The organism is Shewanella bicestrii (genome assembly GCF_002216875.1).
GTDB classification, from domain to species: Bacteria; Pseudomonadota; Gammaproteobacteria; order Enterobacterales; family Shewanellaceae; genus Shewanella; species Shewanella seohaensis.
In genome coordinates this window covers 2,511,231-2,536,901 of record NZ_CP022358.1, presented here as the reverse complement: position 1 = coordinate 2,536,901, position 25,671 = coordinate 2,511,231, and the positions used below count along the sequence as shown (strand labels likewise).

The 25,671-nt window shown below is 49.4% G+C and carries 20 protein-coding genes and 1 riboswitch; of the genes, 14 read left to right on the top strand and 6 right to left on the bottom strand.

Annotated elements, in window-relative coordinates; all coding sequences use genetic code 11:
• Positions 1-173 precede the first annotated feature (173 nt).
• Both CF168_RS11085 and CF168_RS11080 read right to left on the bottom strand, forming a co-directional pair.
• Positions 174-2,690 (bottom strand): glucan 1,4-alpha-glucosidase, encoded by a 2,517-nt coding sequence (locus CF168_RS11085; protein WP_089067873.1) that lies wholly within the window; start codon positions 2,688-2,690, stop codon positions 174-176.
• Positions 2,691-2,827: 137 nt separating this feature from the next.
• Positions 2,828-4,423 carry an MFS transporter gene (locus CF168_RS11080; protein ID WP_089067872.1) on the bottom strand — a complete coding sequence of 532 codons (1,596 nt, stop codon included), beginning with the start codon at positions 4,421-4,423 and terminating at the stop codon, positions 2,828-2,830.
• A 741-nt stretch (positions 4,424-5,164) separates the two neighbouring features.
• On the opposite strand from CF168_RS11080, the gene CF168_RS11075 reads away from it, so the two are divergent.
• The 3 genes from CF168_RS11075 to CF168_RS11065 all read left to right on the top strand — a co-directional run bounded on the left by CF168_RS11075 (position 5,165) and on the right by CF168_RS11065 (position 7,679).
• Positions 5,165-5,458 (top strand): YciI family protein, encoded by a 294-nt coding sequence (locus tag CF168_RS11075; protein ID WP_086903480.1) that lies wholly within the window; start codon positions 5,165-5,167, stop codon positions 5,456-5,458.
• A gap of 147 nt (positions 5,459-5,605) precedes the next feature.
• Complete coding sequence (locus CF168_RS11070) at positions 5,606-6,484, top strand: alpha/beta fold hydrolase (RefSeq protein ID WP_089067871.1); 879 nt, start codon at positions 5,606-5,608, stop codon at positions 6,482-6,484.
• A 187-nt stretch (positions 6,485-6,671) separates the two neighbouring features.
• Complete coding sequence (locus CF168_RS11065; RefSeq protein ID WP_089067870.1) at positions 6,672-7,679, top strand: class I SAM-dependent rRNA methyltransferase; 1,008 nt, start codon at positions 6,672-6,674, stop codon at positions 7,677-7,679.
• A 102-nt stretch (positions 7,680-7,781) separates the two neighbouring features.
• On the opposite strand, the gene CF168_RS11060 is transcribed toward CF168_RS11065, so the two are convergent.
• From CF168_RS11060 to CF168_RS11050, 3 genes are all read right to left on the bottom strand, one after another.
• Complete coding sequence (locus CF168_RS11060; protein WP_089067869.1) at positions 7,782-8,231, bottom strand: carboxymuconolactone decarboxylase family protein; 450 nt, start codon at positions 8,229-8,231, stop codon at positions 7,782-7,784.
• Between the two features lie 36 nt (positions 8,232-8,267).
• Positions 8,268-9,152: a helix-turn-helix domain-containing protein gene (locus CF168_RS11055; protein WP_089067868.1), complete on the bottom strand. Its 885-nt coding sequence runs from the start codon at positions 9,150-9,152 to the stop codon at positions 8,268-8,270.
• A 324-nt stretch (positions 9,153-9,476) separates the two neighbouring features.
• Complete coding sequence (locus tag CF168_RS11050; RefSeq protein ID WP_089067867.1) at positions 9,477-11,588, bottom strand: glycoside hydrolase family 97 protein; 2,112 nt, start codon at positions 11,586-11,588, stop codon at positions 9,477-9,479.
• Positions 11,589-11,842: 254 nt separating this feature from the next.
• Here CF168_RS11050 and CF168_RS11040 point away from each other — a divergent pair, with 254 nt between their 5' ends.
• Both CF168_RS11040 and CF168_RS11035 read left to right on the top strand, forming a co-directional pair.
• A complete protein-coding gene (locus CF168_RS11040; protein ID WP_089067865.1) occupies positions 11,843-12,688 on the top strand; it encodes a tRNA (adenine(22)-N(1))-methyltransferase in 846 nt (281 codons plus the stop codon).
• Between the two features lie 113 nt (positions 12,689-12,801).
• Positions 12,802-13,332, top strand: coding sequence for an NUDIX hydrolase (locus CF168_RS11035; RefSeq protein WP_086903475.1), 531 nt, complete (start codon positions 12,802-12,804; stop codon positions 13,330-13,332).
• Between the two features lie 92 nt (positions 13,333-13,424).
• Here CF168_RS11035 and trhA read toward each other — a convergent pair whose 3' ends face one another.
• Entirely contained in the window at positions 13,425-14,108 is a 684-nt protein-coding gene (trhA, locus tag CF168_RS11030; protein ID WP_089067864.1) for a PAQR family membrane homeostasis protein TrhA, read from the bottom strand.
• A 276-nt stretch (positions 14,109-14,384) separates the two neighbouring features.
• On the opposite strand from trhA, the gene CF168_RS11025 reads away from it, so the two are divergent.
• The 9 genes from CF168_RS11025 to CF168_RS10985 all read left to right on the top strand — a co-directional run bounded on the left by CF168_RS11025 (position 14,385) and on the right by CF168_RS10985 (position 25,524).
• Positions 14,385-15,593: a hypothetical protein gene (locus CF168_RS11025; protein ID WP_089067863.1), complete on the top strand. Its 1,209-nt coding sequence runs from the start codon at positions 14,385-14,387 to the stop codon at positions 15,591-15,593.
• Positions 15,594-15,768: 175 nt separating this feature from the next.
• Positions 15,769-15,867: riboswitch (TPP riboswitch) on the top strand.
• Positions 15,868-16,026: 159 nt separating this feature from the next.
• Positions 16,027-18,189 carry a phosphomethylpyrimidine synthase ThiC gene (gene thiC / locus CF168_RS11020; RefSeq protein WP_089067862.1) on the top strand — a complete coding sequence of 721 codons (2,163 nt, stop codon included), beginning with the start codon at positions 16,027-16,029 and terminating at the stop codon, positions 18,187-18,189.
• 2 nt (positions 18,190-18,191) lie between these two features.
• Positions 18,192-19,889, top strand: a complete 1,698-nt coding sequence (gene thiE / locus CF168_RS11015; RefSeq protein WP_089067861.1) for a thiamine phosphate synthase — start codon at positions 18,192-18,194, stop codon at positions 19,887-19,889.
• Positions 19,886-20,902 carry a HesA/MoeB/ThiF family protein gene (locus CF168_RS11010; protein ID WP_089067860.1) on the top strand — a complete coding sequence of 339 codons (1,017 nt, stop codon included), beginning with the start codon at positions 19,886-19,888 and terminating at the stop codon, positions 20,900-20,902. The genes thiE and CF168_RS11010 overlap by 4 nt, the downstream gene beginning before the upstream one ends.
• On the top strand, positions 20,899-21,102 hold the full coding sequence (thiS, locus tag CF168_RS11005; RefSeq protein ID WP_089067859.1) for a sulfur carrier protein ThiS: 204 nt from the start codon (positions 20,899-20,901) through the stop codon (positions 21,100-21,102). Before CF168_RS11010 ends, thiS begins: the two co-directional genes overlap by 4 nt.
• Position 21,103: 1 nt before the next feature.
• Entirely contained in the window at positions 21,104-21,868 is a 765-nt protein-coding gene (locus tag CF168_RS11000) for a thiazole synthase (RefSeq protein WP_089067858.1), read from the top strand.
• Positions 21,865-22,980 (top strand): 2-iminoacetate synthase ThiH, encoded by a 1,116-nt coding sequence (gene thiH, locus CF168_RS10995; RefSeq protein WP_089067857.1) that lies wholly within the window; start codon positions 21,865-21,867, stop codon positions 22,978-22,980. The genes CF168_RS11000 and thiH overlap by 4 nt, the downstream gene beginning before the upstream one ends.
• A gap of 124 nt (positions 22,981-23,104) precedes the next feature.
• Positions 23,105-23,368 carry a chemotaxis protein gene (locus tag CF168_RS10990; protein WP_089067856.1) on the top strand — a complete coding sequence of 88 codons (264 nt, stop codon included), beginning with the start codon at positions 23,105-23,107 and terminating at the stop codon, positions 23,366-23,368.
• A gap of 2 nt (positions 23,369-23,370) precedes the next feature.
• Complete coding sequence (locus CF168_RS10985; RefSeq protein WP_089067855.1) at positions 23,371-25,524, top strand: putative metalloprotease CJM1_0395 family protein; 2,154 nt, start codon at positions 23,371-23,373, stop codon at positions 25,522-25,524.
• Positions 25,525-25,671 lie beyond the last annotated feature (147 nt).

Genomic DNA, 25,671 nt, shown 5'->3' with positions numbered 1-25,671 from the left:
CAATAAAAACAAGTGCTCACGTAAAAATCAGAGGATACCTTTACTGTGCACAGATGGATGATGTGGGCGAATTGAAGGAATTAAGTCGGTGCTGAATGATATGCCGCTTGTGATCATAAAGCCCGCAAAACTGAGGTTTTGCGGGCTTTACTCACTGGTATCAGCCTTAAAAACTATTTCAACGCTTCTGGGACGATTGGGTAGTTATCCCAGACTCGACCATCGCTCATCGAACGCACCAGCTTGATATATTCAGCGTGGGTCCAGGCGAGCGGGGTGGCGGAGTTAGTGCCTTGGCCGAGTTGATATTGGTAACGTGTGGCGTTACCCACACCGTCCCACGCTTGCTCGGGGAGCATCAGACCCGCGTTGGCGAAGGTTTCCATACCTTGCACATAGGTATTGATAAGCTGCTGTTTGGTTTGCTGCGCGTGAGTACCGCTTAGCTCTCCCTTAGCGCTGGCGAGGGCCAATTCAAAATGGCCACGCTCACCGGTGAAGAAGGGCCAGACGCGGCCGCGTTGGTTGTCGCTATTACTGCCCGATTCGGCGTAGTTTGCGCCAGTGAGGGTATCTTCACCGTAGCCATCGTTACCGTAGCGTCTAAAGCCGGGAACGCTGCTGCCATCTTTTGCTGTAAAGTTGTATTTGAGGCGTAAATTGTCTTCAAGCTCGGTATTATCCACCAGCGCTAGGCTTTGATTAATCAGCTTATCGGTGGCGCCACGTACGCCGTAGCGCACCAACTCTAAAAAGCCGCCATCGAGGATCTGACGTTGATCTAATCCCGCACGACCATTATTAGCGGCGAGTTGCTCGGCGGTGTTTGGCTCACCGTTGGGGCTTAATCGCAGATAATAAGGCGCCTTAATGCCTTGGCTATCGGTAAGCAAACCTTGGGTCGTCACTAAGTATTTTTCAAGTTGTTGATTAAGCGTTTTAGCGGTTGCGAGATAACGCTGACTGGCATCGCTGTCGTTTACTGCCTTAGCAATATCACTCGCGGCCACTAAGCCTGCGATCACTGCGGCCGTGGTGGAGGGCGAATAACCAGCTTGTTCTTCCCAACGTTCTTGCTGGGTTTTCGGTGGCGTAATTTGCGTGTTATTCCAGTCGAGATTGACCTCGCCGCCGCTGACTAAAAAGTCCGCCGCGGCTTTTAGCATCTCTTGATACCAATGGCTCAGCTCAGCTTGACTAAGCACGCCTGCTTGCCAGAGTTTCCAGCCGAGCATGATCGGCATCGCCGTTTGGTCGAGCTGTACGCCTACCCATTCGATTTGGCCATCCACATGGGTCTTTTGTAAGAACCAACCGGGCGTGCCACTATAGCCTGGAGTTTTGTCACTCACTTGCACCTTTTTAAGGTACTCAAAGGCGACTTTAGGCGTTTGCGTATCGCCCATGGCGAGAAATGCCATGGCGCATTGGTAAAAGTCTCGGGGCCAAACGGCCTTGTAACCCGTGCTGGGTGTGACAGCAGGGACAGTATCGCCCCAAGGATTAGAAAGCGACGCGATAAGGGCGCCCGCATAGGTTTTATCTTCCTGCGCCTTCAGTACCATGGCACTGGTATACAGCAGCTTGCCATTATCTGTGGTGCTCCGCGCCATATCAGGCATCGCGGGCAGCGATTGTAAATAACTGTGCCAACCGGCGTTGTATTGGCTCAGCACAGCGTCATACCCCGCCGTTAAGCTGGCGTTGGCATTGGCTAAACTGCTCGTTTCATCATGGCCAAAACCAATCGCCAAATTCACATTAAGAGGTTGATTAGCTTGGAGTGCAGGATAACTGGCGGTAAAAGCAATGTTGCCTTGAGTAGGATTTTCGGCGCTGCTGGTGGCCTGATACAGCGTATCGAGCTTGCCGTTATCGGCTAAATCGGCCAAACCGTCGGATACACCAACAAAGCCCGTGGTCGCCTGCGCAAAATCGATATCCGATTTAACTGTCATCACGCTGCTGTGGGGATCATTGGTGCGAGCGATAAGGGCTTGATGATCGATTCTGCCAATATCATTCGCGCCCGCATTATCGATATGGGGGTTAACGTATAAATGCGGTGTGATGCCTGCTTCAAAGGCGGTAAACGTCACGTGCATCATCAGGGTATCGCGGTCGGGATCGGTAAAGATATGTTTTTCTATCTGATACTTACCTTCAACATCGCGATTGATAATCTTATAGGCCAAGGATTGTGGGCGGCCATTGGCATCGGTATCTAAGTATTCAATGCTGCTGATCGTGTTGTCTTTTTCGGTATCGACAAAGCCATTGCCAGTGATCACAAATTGCAACTCTTTGAGCTGAGCGTTGTGAATAAGGCCGTACATGGTCTCGGTTAAAATCCCCTGCGCGACGGAGAACCACACTCGGCTAATGGGATTTTGCGCGCTGTCTTGGTATTGCCCCTGAGTATAAGGCTCATAGGAGGTACCGATACCGGTTTTGCCGGAAAACGCCCAGGTTGGGGCTTTGCCGGGGGCGCCGGGGGCAATCTGTGCGTCTGTGGCTTTGGTGACGGTCGGTGTTGATGTGTCTGCATTGGGGGCCGAGGGTGGGCAGCCCGTTAAGCTGGCAACGCCGATAAGGCTTGCGGCAATTGCGAGCGCAATCGGCTTACGAGTTAAGTTGCGGCGGTGAGTTAAGCTGCGAGCCTGCTGTGAAGGTACTGTTGTCGATGCCATATTCTTCAAAATCTCCCCAATCAATAGATGGTGCTAATTGCGATTTATTCTTGTTGTAAGCTATGTGGCCATGCGTCTTGGCGTTTAGTTGCTCAAACGCCAAGACGTCAAAGTTGCCGAGTTGTAGGATCTGCGATTTACGCTTGAGTGTGCTGAGTATTCGGCTGCTCAACAAAGAGCACGGCAACCCCGGCGCAGAGCATCAGGACGCCGCCGGTGATCAGGGCATAGATGGGCTGACCATCAAATAATCCATTAAGAATTAAGCCTAAAACACTGGCTGCGAGCAGCTGTGGGATCACGATAAAGAAGTTAAAAATTCCCATATACACGCCCATCTTTTTCGGCGGTAAGGCGCCAGATAACATGGCGTAGGGCACGGAGAGAATCGAGGCCCAGGCGATACCCACGCCAATCATGGGTAGCCATAACAGACTGGGATCTTTGATAAAATAGAAACTGATCAACCCAAAACCGCCGCAGAACATATTAAAGGTGTGGGTCAGTTTGATGCCGATACGTTTAGCAAGCAGTGGGATAAACAGAGCCGCAATGGCCGAAAATCCATTGTAGGAGGCGAACAGTACGCCCACCCAATCGGCGCCATCGTTATAGGCCTTAGATAACACATCGCTGCTGCCAAAATGGTAGGACGTGACCGCTGAAGTGGTGTAAATCCACATCGCAAAGAGCGCGAACCAAGAGAAAAACTGCACTATGGCTAACTGATGCATGGCCTTAGGCATATGGAATAAATCGTCGACGACATTAAAGACAATGCCCAGTTGCGCGCGCTGTGAGGGCGAAGATTTGCCTAAACGCAGGGCGCAGTAAAGTTGCAATGGGCCAAAGGCAAAAATCCCTAAGGTTAAAATATACAGCTGCTTATCTAAATCCTGTGTCCACACCGCAAGCGTTAGCAGTGCGCCTACAGCTATCCAAACGATAGCGGCAGATTGATAATTCTTATGGGTGCGTGTGCGGTTTTGTTGCTCATCTATGCCTGCGTCAGCATTGCCATGGAAGGCGGCGAGTTCATCGGGGGAATATTCTTTGGTGGACACAACAGTCCAAGCCACGCTAAGAAACAGCACTGCGCCACCAAAATAGAAGGCATAACGCACCGAATCGGCTATTTCGCCCGCGGGTGCGGTATTGGCGACAGCAAAGAAGTTGCTGAGAATATAGGGTAGGGCCGAGGCCACAACCGCGCCGATGCCGATAAAAAAGCTTTGCATCGCATAGCCTTGGGTGCGCTGCTTAGGAGGTAAATTATCCCCCACAAAGGCACGGAAGGGTTCCATGGCGATATTGATTGAGGCATCCATAATCCACAGCATGCCCGCGGCAATCCACAACGTAGGGGAATGCGGCATCACAAAAATGGCGAGCGTCGTACAAATGGCACCGATTAAAAAATACGGCCGGCGGCGACCTAAACGCCCCCAAGTGTTATCGCTCAGATAACCAATAATAGGTTGAACCAGCAGACCCGTTAACGGCGCGGCAATCCACAGGATAGGAATATCATCGATAGAGGCGCCAAGGGTTTGGAAAATGCGGCTGACGTTGGCATTTTGCAGCGCAAAGCCGAATTGGATCCCCAAAAAGCCAAAGCACATATTGAAGATTTGCCAGAAATTCAGCTCGGGTTGCACCCTATGCACGGCGCGCTGCGCCACCTTGGGCGAGAAATTCTCTAATGGGGTAACCGTTTGTTGATCCGCGGACATGCAACTTCCCTTCAGTAGCGGGCAGCGGGGCTGCCTTGAGTCATTTATCGTTATAATGTGTGGCCTATTCAATGGCCTTTGCTCAGTTTTACGCGTGTTGTGCTAGCTTCCCAAACGTGCATTACCGCATGGCAGTGTGGGTGAAAAAATGGCGAATATACCTCTCCCTCAGAAGCATATTCGCCAATAAATTCATTTTCATACTCAATGATGCAAATGCTCAATAGCAGAAAAGAACCTAAGCCTGACAGCTATCCTCAAAGGCAACCACCAGAAACGACCTCACAGTGTTCAACCCCACAAGCAGAGGGTGAAACTAGCGAATTTATAGTAGCCGCAGCGCCAATTGACGCACAACCGCTTACATACGTATTCATCATTCCTTGATAACCCTGGCGAAACAGCCCTGTAACTAATGGTGTGTTGATTTTACGTGAGGCGTGGATGGGTTTAAACCCTCGATTTATCCTGTTATCACATCGGTGGGGGGCGTTCAGAACCTTGCTCCATGGGTCACTCGCGCTGTGATGAAGGGCTATGCATTCAATCCACTCAGATATGTGGGTAAGCACGTGGCTCATCTTTCAGCTTAATCAACAGACTCATCTTTATAGGCTATTGATAGCGAAAGCATAATGCATCACTATGTCGCCAGACTTTACCGACTTGCCGCCATTGATGTTTGTGGCAAGAGCAATTGAGAATTCATTCTGGCTTGTTATTACGCCATTAAGGAACGCTATGTTTGTTATTACTTTAACCTACAAAAAACCGCTGGCCGATGTGGAACTGCATTTGGCGGCCCATATTGCCTATCTCGATGAATATTATGCCAAGGGCACCTTTATCGCCTCTGGCCGTAAGGTACCCCGCACAGGTGGAGTGATCCTTGCCAAAGCGGATAATCGCGCCGAGCTTGAAGCCATTGTCAAACTCGACCCCTTCTATATCGAAGAGGTGGCCGAATTTGAGGTGGTGGAATTTGTCCCCACTCGAGCCGCAGCAGGTTTAGAGCCGTTGATTGAAGTGATTTAATGGCCTTTAAGTCAGTCATAGAGGCTGATATCGGCAGGCTAGATTTCGTCGCTAGATTTCGTCGCTTTAGCGAAAGGTGCCATATGCTGAGATTGGGTAATTTCATCCCGCTTAACTAGCAAAGCGGGACGCGATAAGTAGGATTTGATGGATCAAATTTGCAATGAATTACAACAGGCAAAGGTTTTTAAGACCTTTTCTGGCACTGGTGAAGGTGCGCATTTTTACCATGCTAATGGGTTTCCATTGGGGGTTTATGCGCCCTTATTAGCAAAGTTGCAGCAAGCGTTTAGCCTGAGTGCACTCGAGTTAAGACCGACATGGCACGATGTTGGTTTGCCGCCTAAGCGCCGAGATTGGCAGCTATATGCCGATGATTTGATCTCGCATATTGAACAACATTGCAGTGAGCTAATTGTGGGCATAGGCCATTCGATGGGAGCAACCAGTACTATTCTTGCCGCCAGCAAAAGACCCGATTTGTTTAAGGCATTGGTCCTTATTGAACCCGCAATGGTATCGCGCTCTATCGCTTGGTTTGCCAAGCTAATGCCTAAATCACTAATGAATTTTACTTCGCCCGCAAAAAATACCTTAAAGAAGCGCGATATGTGGGAAAGCCGTGAGCATTTTCTTGAATATTGCAAAATGAGTAAGCTATACAAACGCTTTGATGATGAGGCGTTTGCCGCCTTAGCCGAATTCGGGGTTTATCAAAACACTGATGGACAGTTCACGTTGAAGTTTCCTAAACAGTGGGAAGCGCATAATTACACTCAACCGCCGAATGTATTATCGATATTGCAGCAGCTAAAGCTTCCCTGCGTCGCCATCCGAGGGAAACCGTCAGTTTTCTTTTCTGAAGCGACTTGGCGGCGCTGGCAACAGCTCGCGCCAGACACAGTGTTTTTAGAAGATCCGCGCTATGGACATCTGCTGCCATTAGAAGATCCCTCAGCCTGCGTTAGCCTTATCCAAAGTGGACTCGCTGAATTGCACCGAAACGGAAGGTATAAATTAGTCTGAGCATGCATTTAGCGGTAACGACAAAAGCTAAAAAACGAACTAACAATCGCGGCGAGCCAAGATGCTAAAGGCTATTTTTTCGCACCAGCAGGGTGAATTTATCCGATATTCTGCGGCCTAGTTTGGTATTATGCCGTTTTGCCCTCGAAACCTTAAGCAGGTTTCCGCTGTATGAGTCCCGCTTTTTATGTCTATTCAAACGCTGTTATCGACGGCTCTGGCCAAGCGCCATGATTTTTTACTGCAAGCAGAACAAGACCATACCGATTGTTTTCGGGTGTTCCATGGCACAGTCGAAGGTGTCAGTGGTTTGAATGTCGATCGCTACGGCGATAATTGGTTAGTGCAGAGTTTTCACCAAACCTTAACCGATGCGGAATTAGCTGAAATAGTGGAAGTGCTCACCCAAGAAGTGGCTCTGCCTGTGGTGTATAACGATCGCTCCGCTGGTCATTCCCGCGTGCTCAATGCATTAAGCCCTGAGCTGGATGATATTGCCTGTGCGGAGTTGGTGATGCAGGAAAATGGGATTAAATTCACCACTAAGCTGCGCCACGAAGGACAGGATCCGCTGCTATTTCTTGATATGCGTATTGGTCGTGAATATGTGCGGGCACACAGCCAAGATAAAACCGTGCTGAATTTGTTTTCTTATACCTGTGGTATCGGAACCGCAGCCGCCATGGGCGGTGCAGAACGGGTTGTGAATGTTGACTTTTCCTCCTTTGCACTCGCCGCAGGGCGAACCAATGCCGAGTTAAACCAAGTGTCAGAGGTATGTGAATTTGTGCAGAGCGATGCGTTTCCGGCCCTGCGCCAATTAGCAGGTTTAAATGTGGGCGGACGTCGCAATCAAAAATTGCCGAGTTACCCTAAATTGCCGCAAACCCAGTTTGATCTGGTGTTCCTCGATCCTCCTCGTTATGCCAAAAGTGCCTTCGGAATTGTCGATTTGGTTAATGATTACCAAGGGTTATTTAAACCCGCCTTATTATCAACCAAGGCCGGTGGCACAATCGTGTGTTGCAATAATGTCGCCAAAGTAGACCGACAAGATTGGTTTGATAGCCTAGTACGCTGCGTTGAAAAACAAGGCCGAGGTGTGACTGAGCACACTTGGCTCGATCCCCATGAGGATTTCCCGTCATTCGATGATAATCATCCACTTAAAATTGTCGCGTTGACCTTAAACTAACAACACAGTGATACGAACGACACAGTGATACGAACGACACAGTGATATCAACAAGCAGGGCACCCGATTCGGTGCCCTGTTTATTTGTCGATTTATCTGCCGCTAGATGGGTTGTAAATGGAAGGCGATCGCAACGCGGTTCCAACCATTAATGGCAATGATGAGGCAGGTGAGATCGACAATCTCCTTCTCAGAATAATGCTCGGTGAGCGCGGCATATTCACTGTCGTGCACCGGCGATTGGGCGACGCGGGTTAAGCTTTCGGTCCAGCGCAGCGCTGCTTGCTCCCGTGCATCAAAGAGATCATCGACTTCGTGCCAAGCGGCCAGTAAATCTAAACGCCGCTGGGTTTCACCATCGTGGCGCGCTTCTTCAGCGTGCATTCGCTGACAAAACGCGCAGCCATTGAGCTGCGATGCCCTCAGTTTGACTAAATGTACCAATAATGGTGAAAACGCCGAGTCAGCCGCCGCTTTATCTAGGCTAATGAGTGCCTTGGCGAGTTCGGGTTGGAGTTGGTAAATCTGTTGGCGTGGAATTCGTTCTGACATAAAGCCTCCTGTAAGTTGAGGCTTCAATCTAAGGGCTTAATTGGGCGTTTTATTGGAGATTTGCGACATCTTGCGTTTTTTATATTGCCCCGGTGTTTGCTGCATTACCCGCAAAAAATGCTGGTGTAGATGGGCTTGATCGTAAAATCCACAATCGAAGGCTACCTGCGCTAGGCTAAGGGATGGCGATTGGCTCAATAAGTTGCGGGCGATTTTGACTCGATTTAGCTGCAATAATTGCGCGGGCGATAAACCTGTTTCCTGCTTAAATTTACGTTCAAATTGGCGCCGACTCATGGGGAGTTGCCCGTAAAACGTGTCTAAATTGGCTTGGGTGTGGATGAGTCGAGGCAAGGTTGCGGGAACTAGGCTCATTCGCGTCGATAAGCTTAAGTCTAATTGCTTCGCTCGTTGCAATAGCCAGTGTTCCACGAGGGCGATACGCTCGCTAGGCTGTGGAGTGTCGACGAGTTGGTATAAGAGCGCTGTTAAACCCACGATGGGCCACTGGGTCACATCGATAACGTTTGTTGTCGTATCGACACGAATAGCGGCTAGCTCAAGACCCAATAAATGGAAGGCGCCACCGGGCTGAAAACGCACCGTAATTTGCTCGGTACCCGGTGCGAAGCTGTGATAATGCCGCTGCTGTCCCGAGTAAAAATACGCTAAAGGCGTATCGCCAGTGCTGGGTGATGGTAAATAGAAATGCAGGCTTGTGCCGCCGTCAGGATAGAAGCATTGTTCGATTGGCTGTGGTAAATCCGCTGCGACATGCAAATGAAAATAACGCTGCACCCAAGGACGCAGTGGGGTAATGGCTTGAAAATGATTAAAGCCTAAGTGGGCAAATTGGGTCTCGAAACGCTTAAAACTGCACATTTCGAGTTCATAAGCCGTGTATCGCAAGGTCGTCACCATTAAGCATTGGGGAGTTTAGCTTAAGCTAACTTAATGCCATTTGCATCCGTATCAAGTGTGACTCAGTAGTGGAGGGCAATGGCACAGCTCACATGCAATCCGCCAACGGTTGTTAGGCGCTGTAACTAAATTAAGCAACTCAAACTAAGTGACTAAAATAAAGGAACTTAAACAAAGCAACTTAAGCAAGGTAACTTAAACAAGTAACTTTAGTAAGTAACTTTAGTAAGTAACGAAGGGGCTCAATAATAAAAATAGTCACCAAGAATGGTTTCTCGGTGACTATTGCTCGGGGTTTTTAAGCGTTTATGTTAGCGCTTGTCGTTACAGCGCTTTAAAGCGGATCGCTGTGCCGCCACTGCTGGCTAGCTGTAATGTCAGACTATCCTTGGCGCTAACCTCTTTGATTTCAATTACATAATCATAGGGATTGGTTTTCCAATCGGCTTTAGCGCCATCACGGTAGATCTGTGCTTGATAGCGTTTATTTGGGTCGAGGAAATCCAGTTTGACCTTAACCTGACGGGCATTTTCGTCGGTCAGCGCGCCTAAGTACCAATCCTGTTGATCCTTGGCCTGACGGGCAAACACCACATAATCACCTACTTCGCCAGCCAGTGCGATACTTTGATACCAGTCTGTTGGTACATCGCGGATAAACTGGAAAGCATCTAGATGTTTTTGGTAATTGCGCGGCAAATCTGCGGCCATTTGGATTGGGCTATAGAGCACCACATACAGGGCGAGCTGCTTCATCAAGGTGGTTTGCACACGATTTTCGGCATCTAAGCCCTTGGGCGCTAAGTCAAAAATCCCCAGGGTGAAGTCCATTGGCCCTGCCAGCATGCGGGTAAAGGGCAGCATGGCAGTGTGTTCTGGGCTATTTGGTGGGCTGCCCCAAGCATTGTATTCCTGTCCACGTGCGCCTTCGCGGGCAAGCCAGTTTGGATAAGTACGGCGAAGTCCGGTATCTTTAATCGGTTCATGGCTGTTGATGCTGATATGGTGCTTTGCGGCTTCGGTGACACTGTGCAGATATTCACCGACCATAAACTGTCCATCGTGCCATTCGTGACGGGTGATGCCGTTTTCATCGATGCGTTTGATTTGTCCACCGTCAGCCACGTAACCGGTTTTGACTTGGGTCACGCCATGTTTTTCATACAGGGCGAAGGCATCATCCATTTGATTACGGTAATGGGTCACTGAGCCTGCGGTCTCATGGTGACCAATCAGGCGCACGCCTTTTTTCGCGCCGTAGGCGGTAATGGCGGGTAAATCGAAATCATCGTAGGCCTTGGTAAAACTGAATTGATCGCCATTATGGAACCAATCGCCATCCCAACCTTGGTTCCAACCTTCGACCAAGACGCCATCAAACTGGTACTTGGCGGCGAAATCCATATAGCGCTCTGTTTCGCTGGTGGTTGCGCCGTGTGTTGGACCCGAGCCCCAAGTGTTTTCATTGAGGTGCATCCCCCACCAAATACCGACATATTTACCCGGTTTAACCCAAGAGACATCCCCCAGTTTATTGGGTTCATTCAGGTTGAGGATAAGGTGAGAATTAAGCAGGCCCGTGGCCTTGTCGGCGATTTGAATCGTGCGCCATGGGGTATAAAAGCCCGCTTGGGTTTTAACCCGAATACCATCAGACCAAGGGGTGAGATCGGCCTTGAGCTTGCCATCACGCTGCTGATCGAGGGTCATCGAGGCAAAATCAACTAACGCCGCCTCGTGAATGCTCAAATGGGTGCCATCGACCAGTTTAAAGGTAAAAGGGGTGTGGGCTCGGTCGACCTGATTGAGCGCGCTGGTGCGATACAGATACTCGTAGCGGTTCCATCCACGAGAAGGGATCCACCAGGCGGTGGCCTTATCACTCTGGCCAATATTAAATTCGGTAAGTTCATCGGTAATGGCAAGCGGCGTATTGGTCGGTAGTGCGTTTTGGGTCGCTAAGTGATAACGAAAGCCTATGCCATCGTCAAAGGCTTTAAACTCGAGGTTTAAGTCGATTTTACCGTCGGTTAATACCACGCTCAGTTGATTGTGTTGATCCTTTATCCACTCTTGTTCACCCCAAGGTTGCTGCCACTTTCCATCGGCGCTGGCGGTGTGGCTCGATTTGATGCGAAGACCTTGGCCTAATTCGCCCAATGAGGCAAAGACTAACCCTAAGCGGCTCGGTTCGATAATCGATTTGCCATGAAAATGGACTTGGTATTCGGGGCGGCCCGTATCATCGCTCAGACTCAAGACGATTTGCTTATCGGGGGAGCTTAGGTTGAGGGTCTGTGCTGTGGCACTGGTGCTGAGCAGGCTGCCAATGCTGAGTGCGAGCAAGCTGGGCGTGAATAGGCTGGCGGCCCAATGGCGGCTATTTTGCGTTGGTGAGTTGATGTGGCGTGCGTGGGTAAGAGGATTGCTGAACATTCCCTGATCCTTGTTTTTATAGTGAATATGGGTCAATGCATACTAGTGGCGATGGCTTTTTGCTCGCAATGCTTTGCATACGTATTCACCATAGCGAGCGGGTTGGTGGCAGGCCGAACGCAAGGCGTAAAGAGATGGGTTTTAACTGCTGACTCGGGTAGAATGCGCGGCTTTCTTGGCTTTCTTATTTTGTTTAAGGCGCTTAAGACTTAAGCCGATATGGGCAGCGATATCAACGGGTTTGGGAGTGAGCGGTGAAAATCAGTCAGCGATTACAGCAGATCAATCGAATGGTGGGGCCAGGGTACGATCATATCTGGGACTGCTGCTGCGATCATGGTTTACTCGGCATGTTGTTACTGCAAAGAAATGCGGCACCTAAGGTGCATTTTGTCGATTGTGTCGCGCCCTTGATGCAGCAACTCAGCCTTGAGTTAGCAAGGTTTTTCCCTCTACAGCCTATCTCAAACCCTCAAAATGCAACTGAGCAAACCACAACTGAGCAAACCGCCAATCTTCAAAGTGAATGGCAAGTGCATTGCCTCGATGTGGCGGCCTTGCCACTGGCGCAATACGGCAAGCAAGCCAAACACTTAGTGATTATTGCGGGTGTCGGTGGTGAGTTACTGGTTGAATTGGTGCGCAGTATTGTGGCAAATCAGCAAAGTCAAAGTGATGCTCACAGTGGAAATGATTCGAGCAATCATGACCTTAGTCAAGGCGCCCGCCAGCTCGAATTTATTTTGTGTCCCGTGCATCATAATTACCATGTGCGCAGCGCGTTGGCAGAATTGGGCTTATCCCTTAAAGATGAATATTTACTCGAAGAAAACCAACGTTTCTACGAGATACTGCATTTAACGCAGGCAAATACCAGCTCAAAGACGAATGCCAGCTCAAAAACAGCTGAAGCTGTTGTGCCCTTAAGTGCGACGGGCTCAATCATGTGGCAAGGCTTAGATGCGGATAAAACCCGTCAGGCCAAGCGTTATCTTGACCAAACTATCGGTCATTATCAGCGTATTCCTGAGCAACGCATGCCCAACAAACCACAAATTGTGGCGGCCTATCAGCACATTTTGCAGCAACTGAATTGTTAACCTCATAGGCCAACATGCGCCATTGAGCGCTACATCTTGGCGTTAAAACGGTTTTGCTCTGTAAATCCACCGAGTTGGTTTATGCTAATAGGCCGTTAATCTTGAGTTTTATTATGCGTTTATTGAAGTCCACCCAAGCTGCCAATCTCAATCTTAAACAGGCGAAGATTTTTTATCGCCAAGCCGCCCGTGCCATAGTGCTGTCGGGGGAAGATATTTTGCTGCTCTATACCCAGAAATATCGCGATTATGGTTTGCCTGGCGGTGGGGTGGATAAGGGCGAGAGTATCGAAGTTGGACTTATCCGTGAATTACAGGAAGAAACTGGCGCCATTGCCGCCAGAGTGTTAGCGCCTTTTGGCCGTTATGAGGAATATCGCTCCTGGTTTCGTGAGGGGGCAAACGTGATGCATATGGACTCTTACTGCTATCTTTGCGAAATCGATATGAGCCTTGGCGAACGCGGCTTGGGTGAGCCAAGACTCGAAGCCCATGAGATAAAAAATGGGATGCGCCCTGAATGGATCAATATCCATCAAGCGATTGCCCATAATGAAGCGATCCTACGGACGTTTGCCAATAAAGGGCAATCCATCGATAGGGAAACCTTTCTGCTTAAACGAATCGTTGAAGAATTACTGTAGAAAGCCATGTTCGATGATCATATTGGCTCAAAAAGCGCAGACATAAAAAAGCCATCCTGAGGATGGCTTGTGAGGAAAGGCAGTGTTAGCGGCTAGATCACGGTTAAATAAATACAAAAGAAATGGCTCATCGCGCCCGCCAATACAAATAAATGCCAAATCGCGTGATTGTACGGAATGCGTTTACCGATATAGAAGATCACCCCTAAGGTGTAAAACAACCCGCCCAATAGCAGAAGCTTAAATCCTAGCGGTGACATCGCCGCCGTCAAATCGCCCATCACAGTCACACACAGCCAACCCATCACTAAATAGAGCACTAGGCTCATTTTTTTAAAGCGATGAATAAACAAAGTTTTAAATAAAATTCCACCAATAGCCAAAGACCAAATCGCCGTGAGGATAACGGTGGAAAGCTGTCCTTGCAGGCTGATTAACATCAGCGGGGTATAAGTGCCTGCAATCAAGCAGTAGATGGCACAATGATCGGCAATCTTGAGTTTATGTTTCCAGCCTATATGTGTCACGCTGTGATACAGGGTAGAACTTAAAAACAACAGGATGAGGCTTGTGCCATAAATAATAACACCTGTGAGCTGAATATTGGTGAGGTGGTCGACGCCTTTGAGGATCATAAACACTAAGCCAACCACACCCGCGATTACCCCTAGACCATGGCTGATGCTATTGGCTATCTCTTCACTAAGACTATACCCACTGATATTCAATGGTTTTTCATGACTCATTTGCGGCTCTATCAAACTCTGGCTTGGCATGCTGTTGATCCACTCGATGGTGATAATGGCTGAGTCTATCAGTTGGTAAATTGGAAAGCCATAATTAGCTTACACGTGTAAGCTAATTTATTTTAGGGTTAACACTATCAACTGAGACTTAGGCGAGCTCTTATCTAGTTGTACAACATTATGGTGCCTATTTACGACCGATTAATGTCAACGCCTTGGAACTTTGTGCGGTGCGCTTTCTCTAATCCCCCGTAGTAATCATGGATTTGTTAAGTACTTTGTCCATAAAGTACTAAGGGATGGATTTTGCCTGTTCGTTCGACTATTACCCCAGAAGATGATCTCAGTTTTGTTGCGCACCGCCGCGTGACAAACGACGAGACTGTCGCATTTTCCGCTATGCCTTTTTGTGCTACCTCTTTTAGCGCCCATGCAGAGCCTTTGGGCTGTGCAATAAACCTTAATTTGAGTGAGGCTAACCAAAGAGAGAGCGATAGCGCATTCCACCCCAATTCAGGCTTCAGTTGGCGAGAGTGGTCGCATTATTTCAATCTTAAGCTATTGCTTTGGGTCATCTTGGGTCATGGTTTACTGCTGTTGTTATTAATTTTTTTATGGCGAACCCAGTCGGAGCAGTTAGGGCTGTCGTTTAGCGAATCTTCAGCCAATGCACGAACTGAAACCAAAGCGTTAAAGGCATATTTTATTTATGCGCCGCCAACGCAAACCGCTCCTGCGGATTCGGCTCAAGATAGCTCAGTGGAAGAGTCTGCGGTTTCTCGCGAGCCGATAACTTCAGCACCTAATACGGTAAAGCCGATGCCAAAACCCACTGAGCAGATTACAAAACCTCCTGAAGTCAGTGCCCAATTATCAAAAGTAAAAGCATCAGAAGTAACAGAATCAACAGCACCAGTACCAAGCACATCAGTGCCGAACACATCAGTGCCGAACACATCAGTGCCGAACACATCAGCGCCTAACGCCTCAACACCTAACGCTTCAACACAAAGCCAAACCCAGAAGAGTGCAAAAGAGGTTGTTAAACCTAAAAAGGCAGAAATCCAATCACGCTCGGCACAAGCGGTAAGTACAGAGCAGTCAGCGGCAAGTGGGCAAAGCGGCGGGGCGGCTGGTAGCGTGGGATTATTTACCCAGCGCTATTTTGAGCGCCAGCGTGAGCAAGCCTTGGATGATTTAGTGTTAGAACAAGCAAATCATTACAGCAAACGGTCGAATTTGTCTGAAATGAGCCCTGAGATGGAGGTGCTGATTGTGCCCAATGCCGACGATTTTAGCGGCCCCACCAGTTTAGATTTAGAACTGGATCCCAATCGAATTGTCCGTAAAGGGGATACCTGCTATCGGGTCGTCAAAGTAGGCACTCAAATTAATCCCTATGCCGAGAATTTAGGTTTCCCCTTTGATTGCAGTGGCAAGAAAATGAACCAAGAAATTGACGATGCCATTAAGGCGCAGCTCGATAAAATGATGGTAAAGCGGCCCAAAGGATAAATAATAGTCATGATAAATTTTCACTAAAAATAGTTTTAATCAGCGATTTTAAAACGAATAAAAATTAAAAGCGTTTAAATACATTGTGTTATTCGTTCTTTATTTTTGATTTATAATTTAATTTTTATCCTAAAATTACGCTTGTTTGTTTGCTGCGCTTCTGCCTATACTTTTGCCCATCTTGTCGGAGTGCCTCTTGGCTGAGACCGTTTATTCGGGATCCGTTGAACCTGATCAGGTTAAAACCTGCGAAGGAAACAAGCATAATAACATCCATTAAATCGTATCAGCGGCCACCTTTTCGCCCTGTATTAACTCATCGATTTAGTCGTTATTGAGTCCGTAAATCCGCTTTGGGTTTGCACGGCTCAGCTTCAACACTCAAGTCTCCAGACAAGCAACCCCATTTTTATTTGTTAAAGTGAGATTGCTTATGTCCAGTTTAGAATCGTCCTCAGAATCGATTGCCGTTAATGCCCAAGGGCAAACGAGTCGCCGTGCGGCGCGCGCCCAGGCGCAAGCCTTTATCGATACCCTTAAACCATTACAACACCCTAATTCGCAAAAGTTATATCTGCAGGGAAGTCGCGAGGATCTCCGTGTAGGGATGCGGCAAATTCTGCAAACCGATACGCGAATTGGCGGCACTGCTACCGCGCCTATAGTCGAGAAAAATCCTCCCATTCCTGTGTATGACTGCGCCGGTCCTTATTCCGATCCGGCTGCGCAAATTAACGTGCGCCAAGGCTTAGCCAAACTCAGATTACCCTGGATTATCGAGCGCCAAGATACCGAAGTGCTCGATTGTGCAACCTCAGATTTTACCCAGCAACGCCTCAAGGATGATGGGCTCGATCATCTGCGTTTCGAAGCCGGCTCAAGTGCGATTGTTCGTCCTCGCCGTGCCTTACCGGGTAAACGCGTGAGCCAATTACACTATGCCCGCCAAGGGATTATTACCCCCGAAATGGAGTATGTGGCGATTCGGGAAAATATGGCGCTCGCCGAGGTGCAGGACGAAATCTTAAACCGCCGTGGCCAAGGTGAATCCTTCGGCGCTGTGATTGGTAAACCGATTACCCCAGAGTTTGTCCGCGATGAAATTGCCCGTGGCCGCGCGATTATTCCGTTAAATATCAATCATCCAGAAGCCGAGCCTATGATTATTGGTCGTAACTTTCTAGTGAAAGTGAATGCCAATATCGGTAACTCGGCGGTCACGTCCTCCATCGAGGAGGAAGTCGAAAAGCTAGTCTGGTCAACCCGTTGGGGCGCAGACACTGTGATGGACTTGTCCACTGGGCGCTATATCCATGAAACCCGCGAATGGATCATCCGTAACTCGCCAGTGCCGATTGGCACAGTGCCGATTTATCAAGCATTGGAAAAAGTAAATGGTGTTGCTGAACACCTGACCTGGGAAGTATTTCGCGATACCTTGATTGAGCAAGCGGAGCAGGGCGTCGATTACTTTACCATCCACGCGGGCGTGTTATTGCGCTATGTGCCCATGACCGCCAAACGGGTGACTGGGATTGTGTCCCGCGGCGGCTCTATCATGGCCAAATGGTGCTTGAGCCACCATCAAGAAAACTTCCTCTATACCCATTTCCGAGAGATTTGCGAGCTGTGCGTGGCCTACGATGTGTCGCTGTCATTAGGCGATGGTATGCGTCCAGGCTCGATTGCCGATGCCAATGATGAGGCACAGTTTGCCGAGCTTGAGACCTTAGGCGAGCTGGTCAAAATCGCTTGGGAATACGATGTGCAGACCATTATCGAAGGGCCTGGACATATCCCGATGCAACTTATCAAAGAGAATATGGATAAGCAGCTTATCCACTGTGCCGAGGCGCCGTTTTATACCCTAGGTCCACAAATTACTGATATTGCGCCGGGTTACGATCATTTCACCTCAGGGATAGGCGCGGCGATGATCGCGTGGTATGGCTGCGCCATGCTCTGCTATGTGACGCCGAAGGAGCACTTAGGTTTGCCCAATAAGCAGGATGTCAAACAAGGGCTGATTGCCTACAAGATTGCTGCCCATGCCGCCGATATTGCAAAAGGTCACCCGGGCGCGCAGATCCGCGACAATGCATTATCCAAGGCGCGCTTTGAATTCCGTTGGGAAGATCAATATAACCTGGGACTCGACCCTGATACCGCCCGAGCCTATCACGATGAATCCCTGCCACAGGAATCGGCCAAGGTTGCGCATTTTTGCTCTATGTGTGGCCCTAAGTTCTGCTCGATGAAGATCACCCAAGATGTGCGCGAGTATGCGGCAAGTTTAACGGCGGGTACGTTGTCAGTGGCTTCGTCAAGCCAGAATGTTGAGAGCGCTGAAGCGCTTGCATCGATAAACCCTGCTCAACAAGGGCAATCTGGCAACGAAGCAATCCAGCAGATCAGAGTCAAAACCCAAGATGAATTAGCGGCGGCCATGGCGCAAAAATCGGCCGAGTTTGCGGCCTCGGGCGCCAAACTGTATCTGCCGCTGGCCGATGCTAATACAGCCAATACAGCCAAAGAATCGGCCAAGCAGCAGGATGGGACAGAGCTCCAACCAATAGCACAGGTTGCGGAGGTTTGATAATGACCCCAGCTAAACATATTAGCCTGGTGGCGCCAAAACCTATCGTCTGGACCATTGCCGGTTCAGACAGCGGTGGCGGCGCGGGGATCCAAGCCGACTTAGCCACCATCAAGGATTTGGGCGGCCATGGATGCAGCGTGATCACCACGCTAACGGCCCAAAGTTCGGTGGCGGTGGCGTTAGTTGAGCCCGTGAGTGAGGCAATGTTACTCACACAGCTCTCGACCCTGTTAGCCGATCTACCGCCTCAGGCGATTAAGATTGGTTTACTCGCAAATCAGCAGCAAGTGCACTTAGTTGCCGATTGGTTGGCTGGTTTTAAAACCCAATTTCCGCTCGTCCCTGTTATTCTCGACCCTGTGATGGTTGCAAGCTGTGGAGACGAACTCGGCGATAAGAGCACGGCGAGCAGACCTCTGGATTTTGCTCCCTTTAAAGGCTTGATTAGCCTGATAACGCCGAATGTGCAGGAGTTGGCAAGGCTTACTGTCGCCACAGACAAACTAGCGTCAGCAATTCACACAAAAGCAGAATTTGCCGCTGCGGCAATGCAACTCTCAGCGCAATTAGCGTGCAGTGTATTAGCCAAGGGCGGCGATATTGATTTTGCGACTCAGACAAGTGCTGGCATTAACACCAGTGATCTCTTAAGCGAACAAAAAAGCGATATCACAAGTCATCGCATCGCCGCAGATAATCAGCGTTTGGCGGAAGATCTGCTGATTTGTCATCAGGTTACTGGCTGCTCACCGCTCGACGCGAATGGCGGTTTTTGGCTGAGCAGTGCGCGGATAAACACGCGCCATAACCACGGCAGTGGTTGTACTTTGTCTTCGGCCATCGCCTCGGTATTAGCCTTTGGCTTTGTATTGCAGGATGCGGTTGTGGTAGCAAAAGCCTATGTCAATCAAGGCTTAACTTATGCACAGGGGATTGGCCAAGGCCCAGGGCCACTGGCGCGTACCGCTTGGCCGCACAGCTTAACGGCGTATCCTCACGTCACAGCTTATTCTCAAAACAGCTTGAGTGAATCCAGTGATTTGCAATGCGGCGCGTTTAAACGCCTTGAACCTGACTTAGGGATTTATCCAGTTGTTGATAACTTACTGTTACTCGAGCAGTTATTGGCGGCGGGCGTGAAGACGGTACAGCTCAGGATAAAGTCTAATGCGCTAAAGTCTAATGTGCTGGCGTCGGACGAACTTGAGGCACAAATCCAAACCGCAATTGCCTTAGGTAAGCATTATGATGCGCAGCTTTTTGTCAATGATCATTGGCAGCTAGCGATAAAACATGGCGCATTTGGGGTCCATCTTGGTCAAGAAGATCTGGCGGTGACGGATCTTAACGCCATTCATGCAGCGGGAATGGCTCTTGGCATTTCGAGCCACGGTTATTTCGAGTTGCTGCGTGCCCATCAACATGCGCCATCGTACATCGCCCTTGGGCATATCTTCCCGACGACCACCAAGCAAATGCCATCGGCGCCGCAGGGATTATTCAAACTCACTCATTATGTTGAACTGTTAAATCCGCACTATCCCTTAGTGGCAATTGGCGGCATAGGATCTTCGAATCTTGACCAAGTCAAAGCGACTGGGGTGAGCAATATTGCCGTGGTGCGGGCGATTACTGAATCAAGCGATCCAATAATGGCCTTTGCCGAATTGACGCGAGCTTGGGAGTCAAGCCTATGAGCATCACACAAGAACAGGCGCAATCCCTTGCCGATAAAGACTTTATTCGCTATTCGCGGCAAATATTTTTACCTGAAGTCGGCGAGACTGGCCAGTTGATGCTTAAGCAGGCTCATGTCCTTATCGTAGGCCTCGGCGGCCTTGGGCAATTGGCGGCGCAGTATTTGGCTTGTGCCGGTGTTGGGCGCTTAACGCTTGTCGACGGCGATAGGGTGGAATTGTCCAATCTGCCAAGGCAATTACTCTTTAGTGATGACGATATTGGCCATCACAAGGCCCTCATTGCTAAACAAAAATTGGCCGTGTTGGCGCAAGGTTGTGAGATTGATGCCTTTGCCGAGCATTTGACTCTTGAGTCTGCGAACACTGTATTTTCTGGTCTGTTAGCCTATGGTAAAGAGACGAGGTTAGTGCTTGATTGTACTGATAATCTTGCGGCGCGCCATTGTATCAATCGGCTGTGTATTGAGCATGCCTTACCTCTGGTGAGTGCCGCCATTGCCGCTTTCAACGGCCAACTGTTTGCAGTTGATCAACAGCGTTTCCCAATGGGCGGTTGTTATCACTGTGTTTTCCCCTCAAGTACTCGCGCGCCACAAAACTGTAGCAGCCAAGGTGTGCTTGGCCCCAGTGTCGGCGTGATGGCATCGATGCAGGCGCTGCTAGCCATGCAATTACTGCTCCTAGCCACGCCGCCAACCTCTGCAACAAAGCAAACAGCCAATCAGACTTTCGAAGAGGCAGGCCATTCAATCGCCTCCACGAGGGCGCTACTTGGGCGATTCTGGCGCTTCGATGCCAAGTTGCTGCAATGGCATTCGGCCGCATTAACTCGTGATCCCGAGTGCGAGGTGTGCGGATTAAAACCGAGTTCATTAAAGCTTAATTCATTAAAGCCGAGTGAATTAATGCAACGCCAATCAAGCGAGCGCGTAGAAAAGGCGAATGCTAACACTCAGCATTCGACCGCAACCGTTTCATTCAAATCTGTCCCTAGTCGAGGTTTGTTATGATTTTAATTCACATCAATAATGTGCCCCAGACACTGCAACAACCGCTGAGTTTACAAGCCTTGTTAGAAGCACAAAATATTTGCCAACACTCGGTTGCCTTAGTGCTTAATGAGGCCGTTGTGCCAAAACACCGATGGTCATCTATCCAGTGCCAAAACGAGGATAAGATTGATGTATTTGCCGTTGTAGCTGGAGGTTAAGATGTTAACGATTGCGGGCGTGGAATTTGAGTCACGATTATTTACGGGCACGGGAAAATTCAGCTCAAGTCAGCTGATGCTGGAGTCAATTAAGGCGTCTCAGTCGCAGTTGGTTACGGTTGCGATGAAAAGAATTGATTTAAAAACAGGGGCCGATGATTTGTTATCGCCACTTAGGCAAGCGGGCGTGCGACTCTTGCCTAATACCTCGGGGGCGCGTAATGCTAAAGAAGCGATATTCGCCGCCGAATTAGCGCGGGAAATGCTGGGAACACAATGGGTTAAACTTGAAATTCATCCCGATCCTAAATACCTGATGCCCGATGCAGTCGAGACGTTAGCGGCGGCCAAAACCTTGTGTGAGCGCGGATTTATCGTGATGCCCTACGTGCATGCCGATCCTGTGCTGTGTCGCCGCTTAGAAGAGGTCGGCTGCGCCGCCGTGATGCCATTGGCAAGCCCAATTGGCACCAATCAGGGGTTGGTGACTGAGCCTTTTATTAAGATGATTATTGAGCAGGCAAAAGTGCCTGTGGTGATTGATGCGGGGATCGGCGCGCCATCCCATGCGGCGCACGCGATGGAATTGGGAGCCGATGCCGTGCTGGTTAATACCGCCATTGCGAGCAGTGCTTCTCCCATTGAAATGGCGCTGTGCTTTAAGGATGCAGTAGATTGCGGGCGACGCGCCTTTGAAGCGGGGCTTGGCCGAGTGCAAACCCAGGCTGTCCATACCAGTCCATTAACGGGATTCTTGCAGCAATGAGTTTTGTCGACCAATTTGCCCGCATTGAACGGGATAAGTTATTGCTGGCGTTATATTCCTGCACGGCAGCGGAGGTTGAGCGCGCCCTGATGCAACCCGAGGGTAATCTAGAGAGTTTACTCGCCTTGTTGTCTCCAGCCGCAGAGCCCTATATCGAAGAGATGGCGCAGCGCTCGGCGGCGCTCACTCGGCAACGCTTTGGGGCCAATATTGGACTCTATTTGCCGTTATATCTGTCAAATCTGTGTGCCAACGAGTGCGACTATTGCGGCTTTAGCATGAGCAATAAGTTAAAGCGTAAAGTGCTCAATGAGCAGGAAATTACGGCCGAAATGGCGATTATTAAATCCCGTGGTTTTGACTCCATCTTACTGGTGTCGGGTGAGCATGAAACCAAAGTGGGGATGGATTACTTTAAGTGCGTGTTACCCATTGTAAAACAGCAGTTTAGTTATTTGGCCATGGAGGTTCAGCCGCTTGAAGAGATTGATTATCGCCAGCTTGTCGAGCTAGGGCTTGATGCTGTGATGGTGTATCAGGAAACTTATCAAGCGGCGACCTATGCTAAGCATCACACCCGAGGCAATAAGCAGGACTTTGCGTATCGGCTGGCAACGCCCGACCGCGTTGCCAGCGCAGGTGTCGATAAGATTGGCCTAGGCGTATTATTGGGTTTGGATGACTGGCGACTCGATGCCTTACTGATGGGGCATCATTTGGACTATTTAGAACGGCATTATTGGCGGACTCGCTTTAGTATTTCGTTACCGCGTTTACGACCTTGTACCGGCGGTATAACGCCAAAAGTGCATTTAACCGATCTCGGACTGGTACAATTGATCTGTGCCTTCAGGCTTTTTAATCAGCAACTTGATATCAGTTTATCGACACGCGAGGCGCCATCACTTCGGGATAATTTACTGCCACTTGGGATAACACAAATGAGTGCGGGGAGTTCAACGCAACCTGGCGGTTATCAGGCGCCAGAGAGCCAATTAGATCAGTTTGAGATAAGCGATGAACGTACCGTTGAGCAAGTCATGACTCAGATGCGCCTTAGGGGATTTAATCCGGTTTTTAAGGATTGGGAATCGGCTTGGATTGCGGGTTAAATGGCGTGCGAATATCTTGCAGAAATGCGTTCGAAAATGCCGCTAGAAGGGGCGATAAATCTGTACTTCGCACTAGAGTTGGTTAATAATTAATCCAATCATCACCAGATGCAGGAATACTCCTATGCAAATCCAATCTGCTTATGCTTCCGGTCTGCAAGGCTTGCAAACGGCTCAATCAGGGCTCACGCAGGCAACGATTGATGTGGCCAAACCCAGCTCATCGCAAAGTGCTGCGCCGACAGAAACCGCGAAGGCGGTAGATGAACCCGATAAAACTTCGGCGTTACTGGCGGCGAATGAATCATTGCGACAAGGTGAGGCATCGACTGAGGTACTCGAGCGAGAGTCAGAAACCATAGGTTCGATAATTAACATCAAGGTATAGTTATGTCGGTTATGGCGCTGTCAGCACAAATTGGCGCGCCATCCACTTCGTTTTTGGGCGCGGATAAGTCTATTGAGCCAGCAAAAGGCGTAAAACCTCAAGGCGGTCAGACTTATCAAGGGGGAAATGGTCAGGCGGTCGCAACGTTCTCCGCTTCAACCCTTAACCTAAATGCGCCAAAACTCGAAGCGAGTGGGGCACTTGCACCATCACTAAGCAGCCTCGTGGCTGTGATGGACCAAGCTATGCCAATCAGTACGACACTGCCCGCTTCATTGACGGATGTCAAACCTGCTAGTCCTCCGATTTCATCTCATGTTGATACTGGATCTGTTCAGAAGGCTTTCACCGCACTCGGTGGAAATGCCAAGGCACAACTCCATTCTAACGAGACTGTTTCGACTCCGTTAGATACAAGCCTTCATGCTTCAAGTAGCTTTAGCTTACTTACAGGCCCTCGCTCGATTGGCGGAATGAGGGAAGGGCAAATTGCAGCTATAGCCACTCAGTCTTCAGTGTCAACCTTGGGGGCATCGGATGTTGGTTTTAGCGCCCCAAGTGGTGCTGTTACGCCTTTTTCTCCTCTGGCCCCAAGCCTTGCGGCCATAATTGCCACGACTGGCAGCAGTGTTGGCTCCGCGAGTGTGGGGGTAGCCAATATTTTCTCCACATCGACAGCGGTCGCTACGAATATTGGCTCAACCGAGTCTAATAGCATTAATCCAAATGCCTCAAGTGCAGTGGTGACTCCTTTTACGACTGAATTTGCTGGTGCAGATGCTATAGGTAAAGCGTCACATTCCAGCGCTTCAGCTTTTGCCAATTCAAATGCGCTTCCTGATAGCAATCAATCCAGCGGTTTAAGCGAGCAGTTGAGCCGTGTCTTTAGTGAATCTTCGGGTGAAAGTGGCCAAGTCGGTGCTGGAATTCCCCCAAATGCTCAAACGCAACAACAGCAGACTCAAACAGAACAAATTCAGGCTCAAGATGCGCGAGATGAACAAGCCAAGCAGGCAAGGGCACAGGCGGCACAAGAGCAGGAGCAAAAGCAGCAAGCGTTAGCCGAGGTTTTTGCCAAAGCTGAGCAAACTAAGCAAGCTCAGCAGACACAGGACGAGCAAACTCGTCAGCAAGACGTAGCGAAGGAGCAAGTTAAACAGGCGCAAGAAAAGGCAATTGAGCAGCAAAAAGCCCAAGTGGATGCATTAAAATCAAGGGACACAGAAGTCAAAGCCCATGAGCATGCTCACGCCAGTGTGGGCGGTCAATATGCCCAAAGCCCCAGTTTCAAATATGAAAAAGGTGCCGATGGTCAGCGTTATGCGACTGACGGTGAGGTGCAAATCGATGTGTCGATAGTACCTGGCGATCCACTGGCGACCATCAATAAGATGAAGCAAGTCTATGCGGCGGCGATGGCACCTGTTGATCCTTCTTCGGCGGATATTCGTGTTGCCGCAGAAGCACTGCAGAAAATGAATGAGGCCAAGGCGAAACTTGCAGAGGAACGTCAGCAGCAGATTGTTGATCAACCGACAATGGAAACGCTGATTGGCGCAGAGGCACAGATTGAAGGTTTACCACCGCTTAAGGAGCGACAAATTCAAGTCACAGGCAAGATTGATGCTAATGGCAATATCGCAGCGCCCCAAGAGGAACCATCGGCGCCTGTAACAGACGTGATTGATAAGATTAAACAAGCCATTGCGGCGCAGGTTGCATCGAGTAAAACCTCAGATGTAGCAAGTACCTCTGAAGTTGATAAGACAGAGACCATTGAGCCGCCAACGGCGACCTTAGCGATCGGCGCCGTATCAAATAAGGATGAAGCGCCAGAGCTTGCTATGCAGCGGTTGGCGTCGTCTCGTGACAACAAGGGCACATCGAGTCACACCACAAACGGCAGTAATGCGGTGCGTTTCTATGGCTCGGTCGCCGTGGCAACGCTGGCAAGTAAGGGAAACACTGAAGTTAATCAATCAGGTTCGAATGATGTTTCACTTGAGCCGATAGGTGACTCGTCTAGCTATGAGCCAGATAGTATTATGTCCAATGGATTGGCGCTCGAGTCCTCAAGCGGTCAAAATACACGCGGCCTGTTCAATCCTCAAACCTTAGCACTGCACCGTCCACGCTTCTTAGATGTGAATGTCTAGCCTCTCGTTCTCGAGATGCCCGCAAATCTTAACTAACTAGCGTTTGCCTATTAAGGACAATCGCTTAAGCCATGCTCTGCATGACAAGTTCAGTCGCCATTAAAAGGATAAACCCACAATGATTCCCTGCTAGCCTGGTGCTCGTTT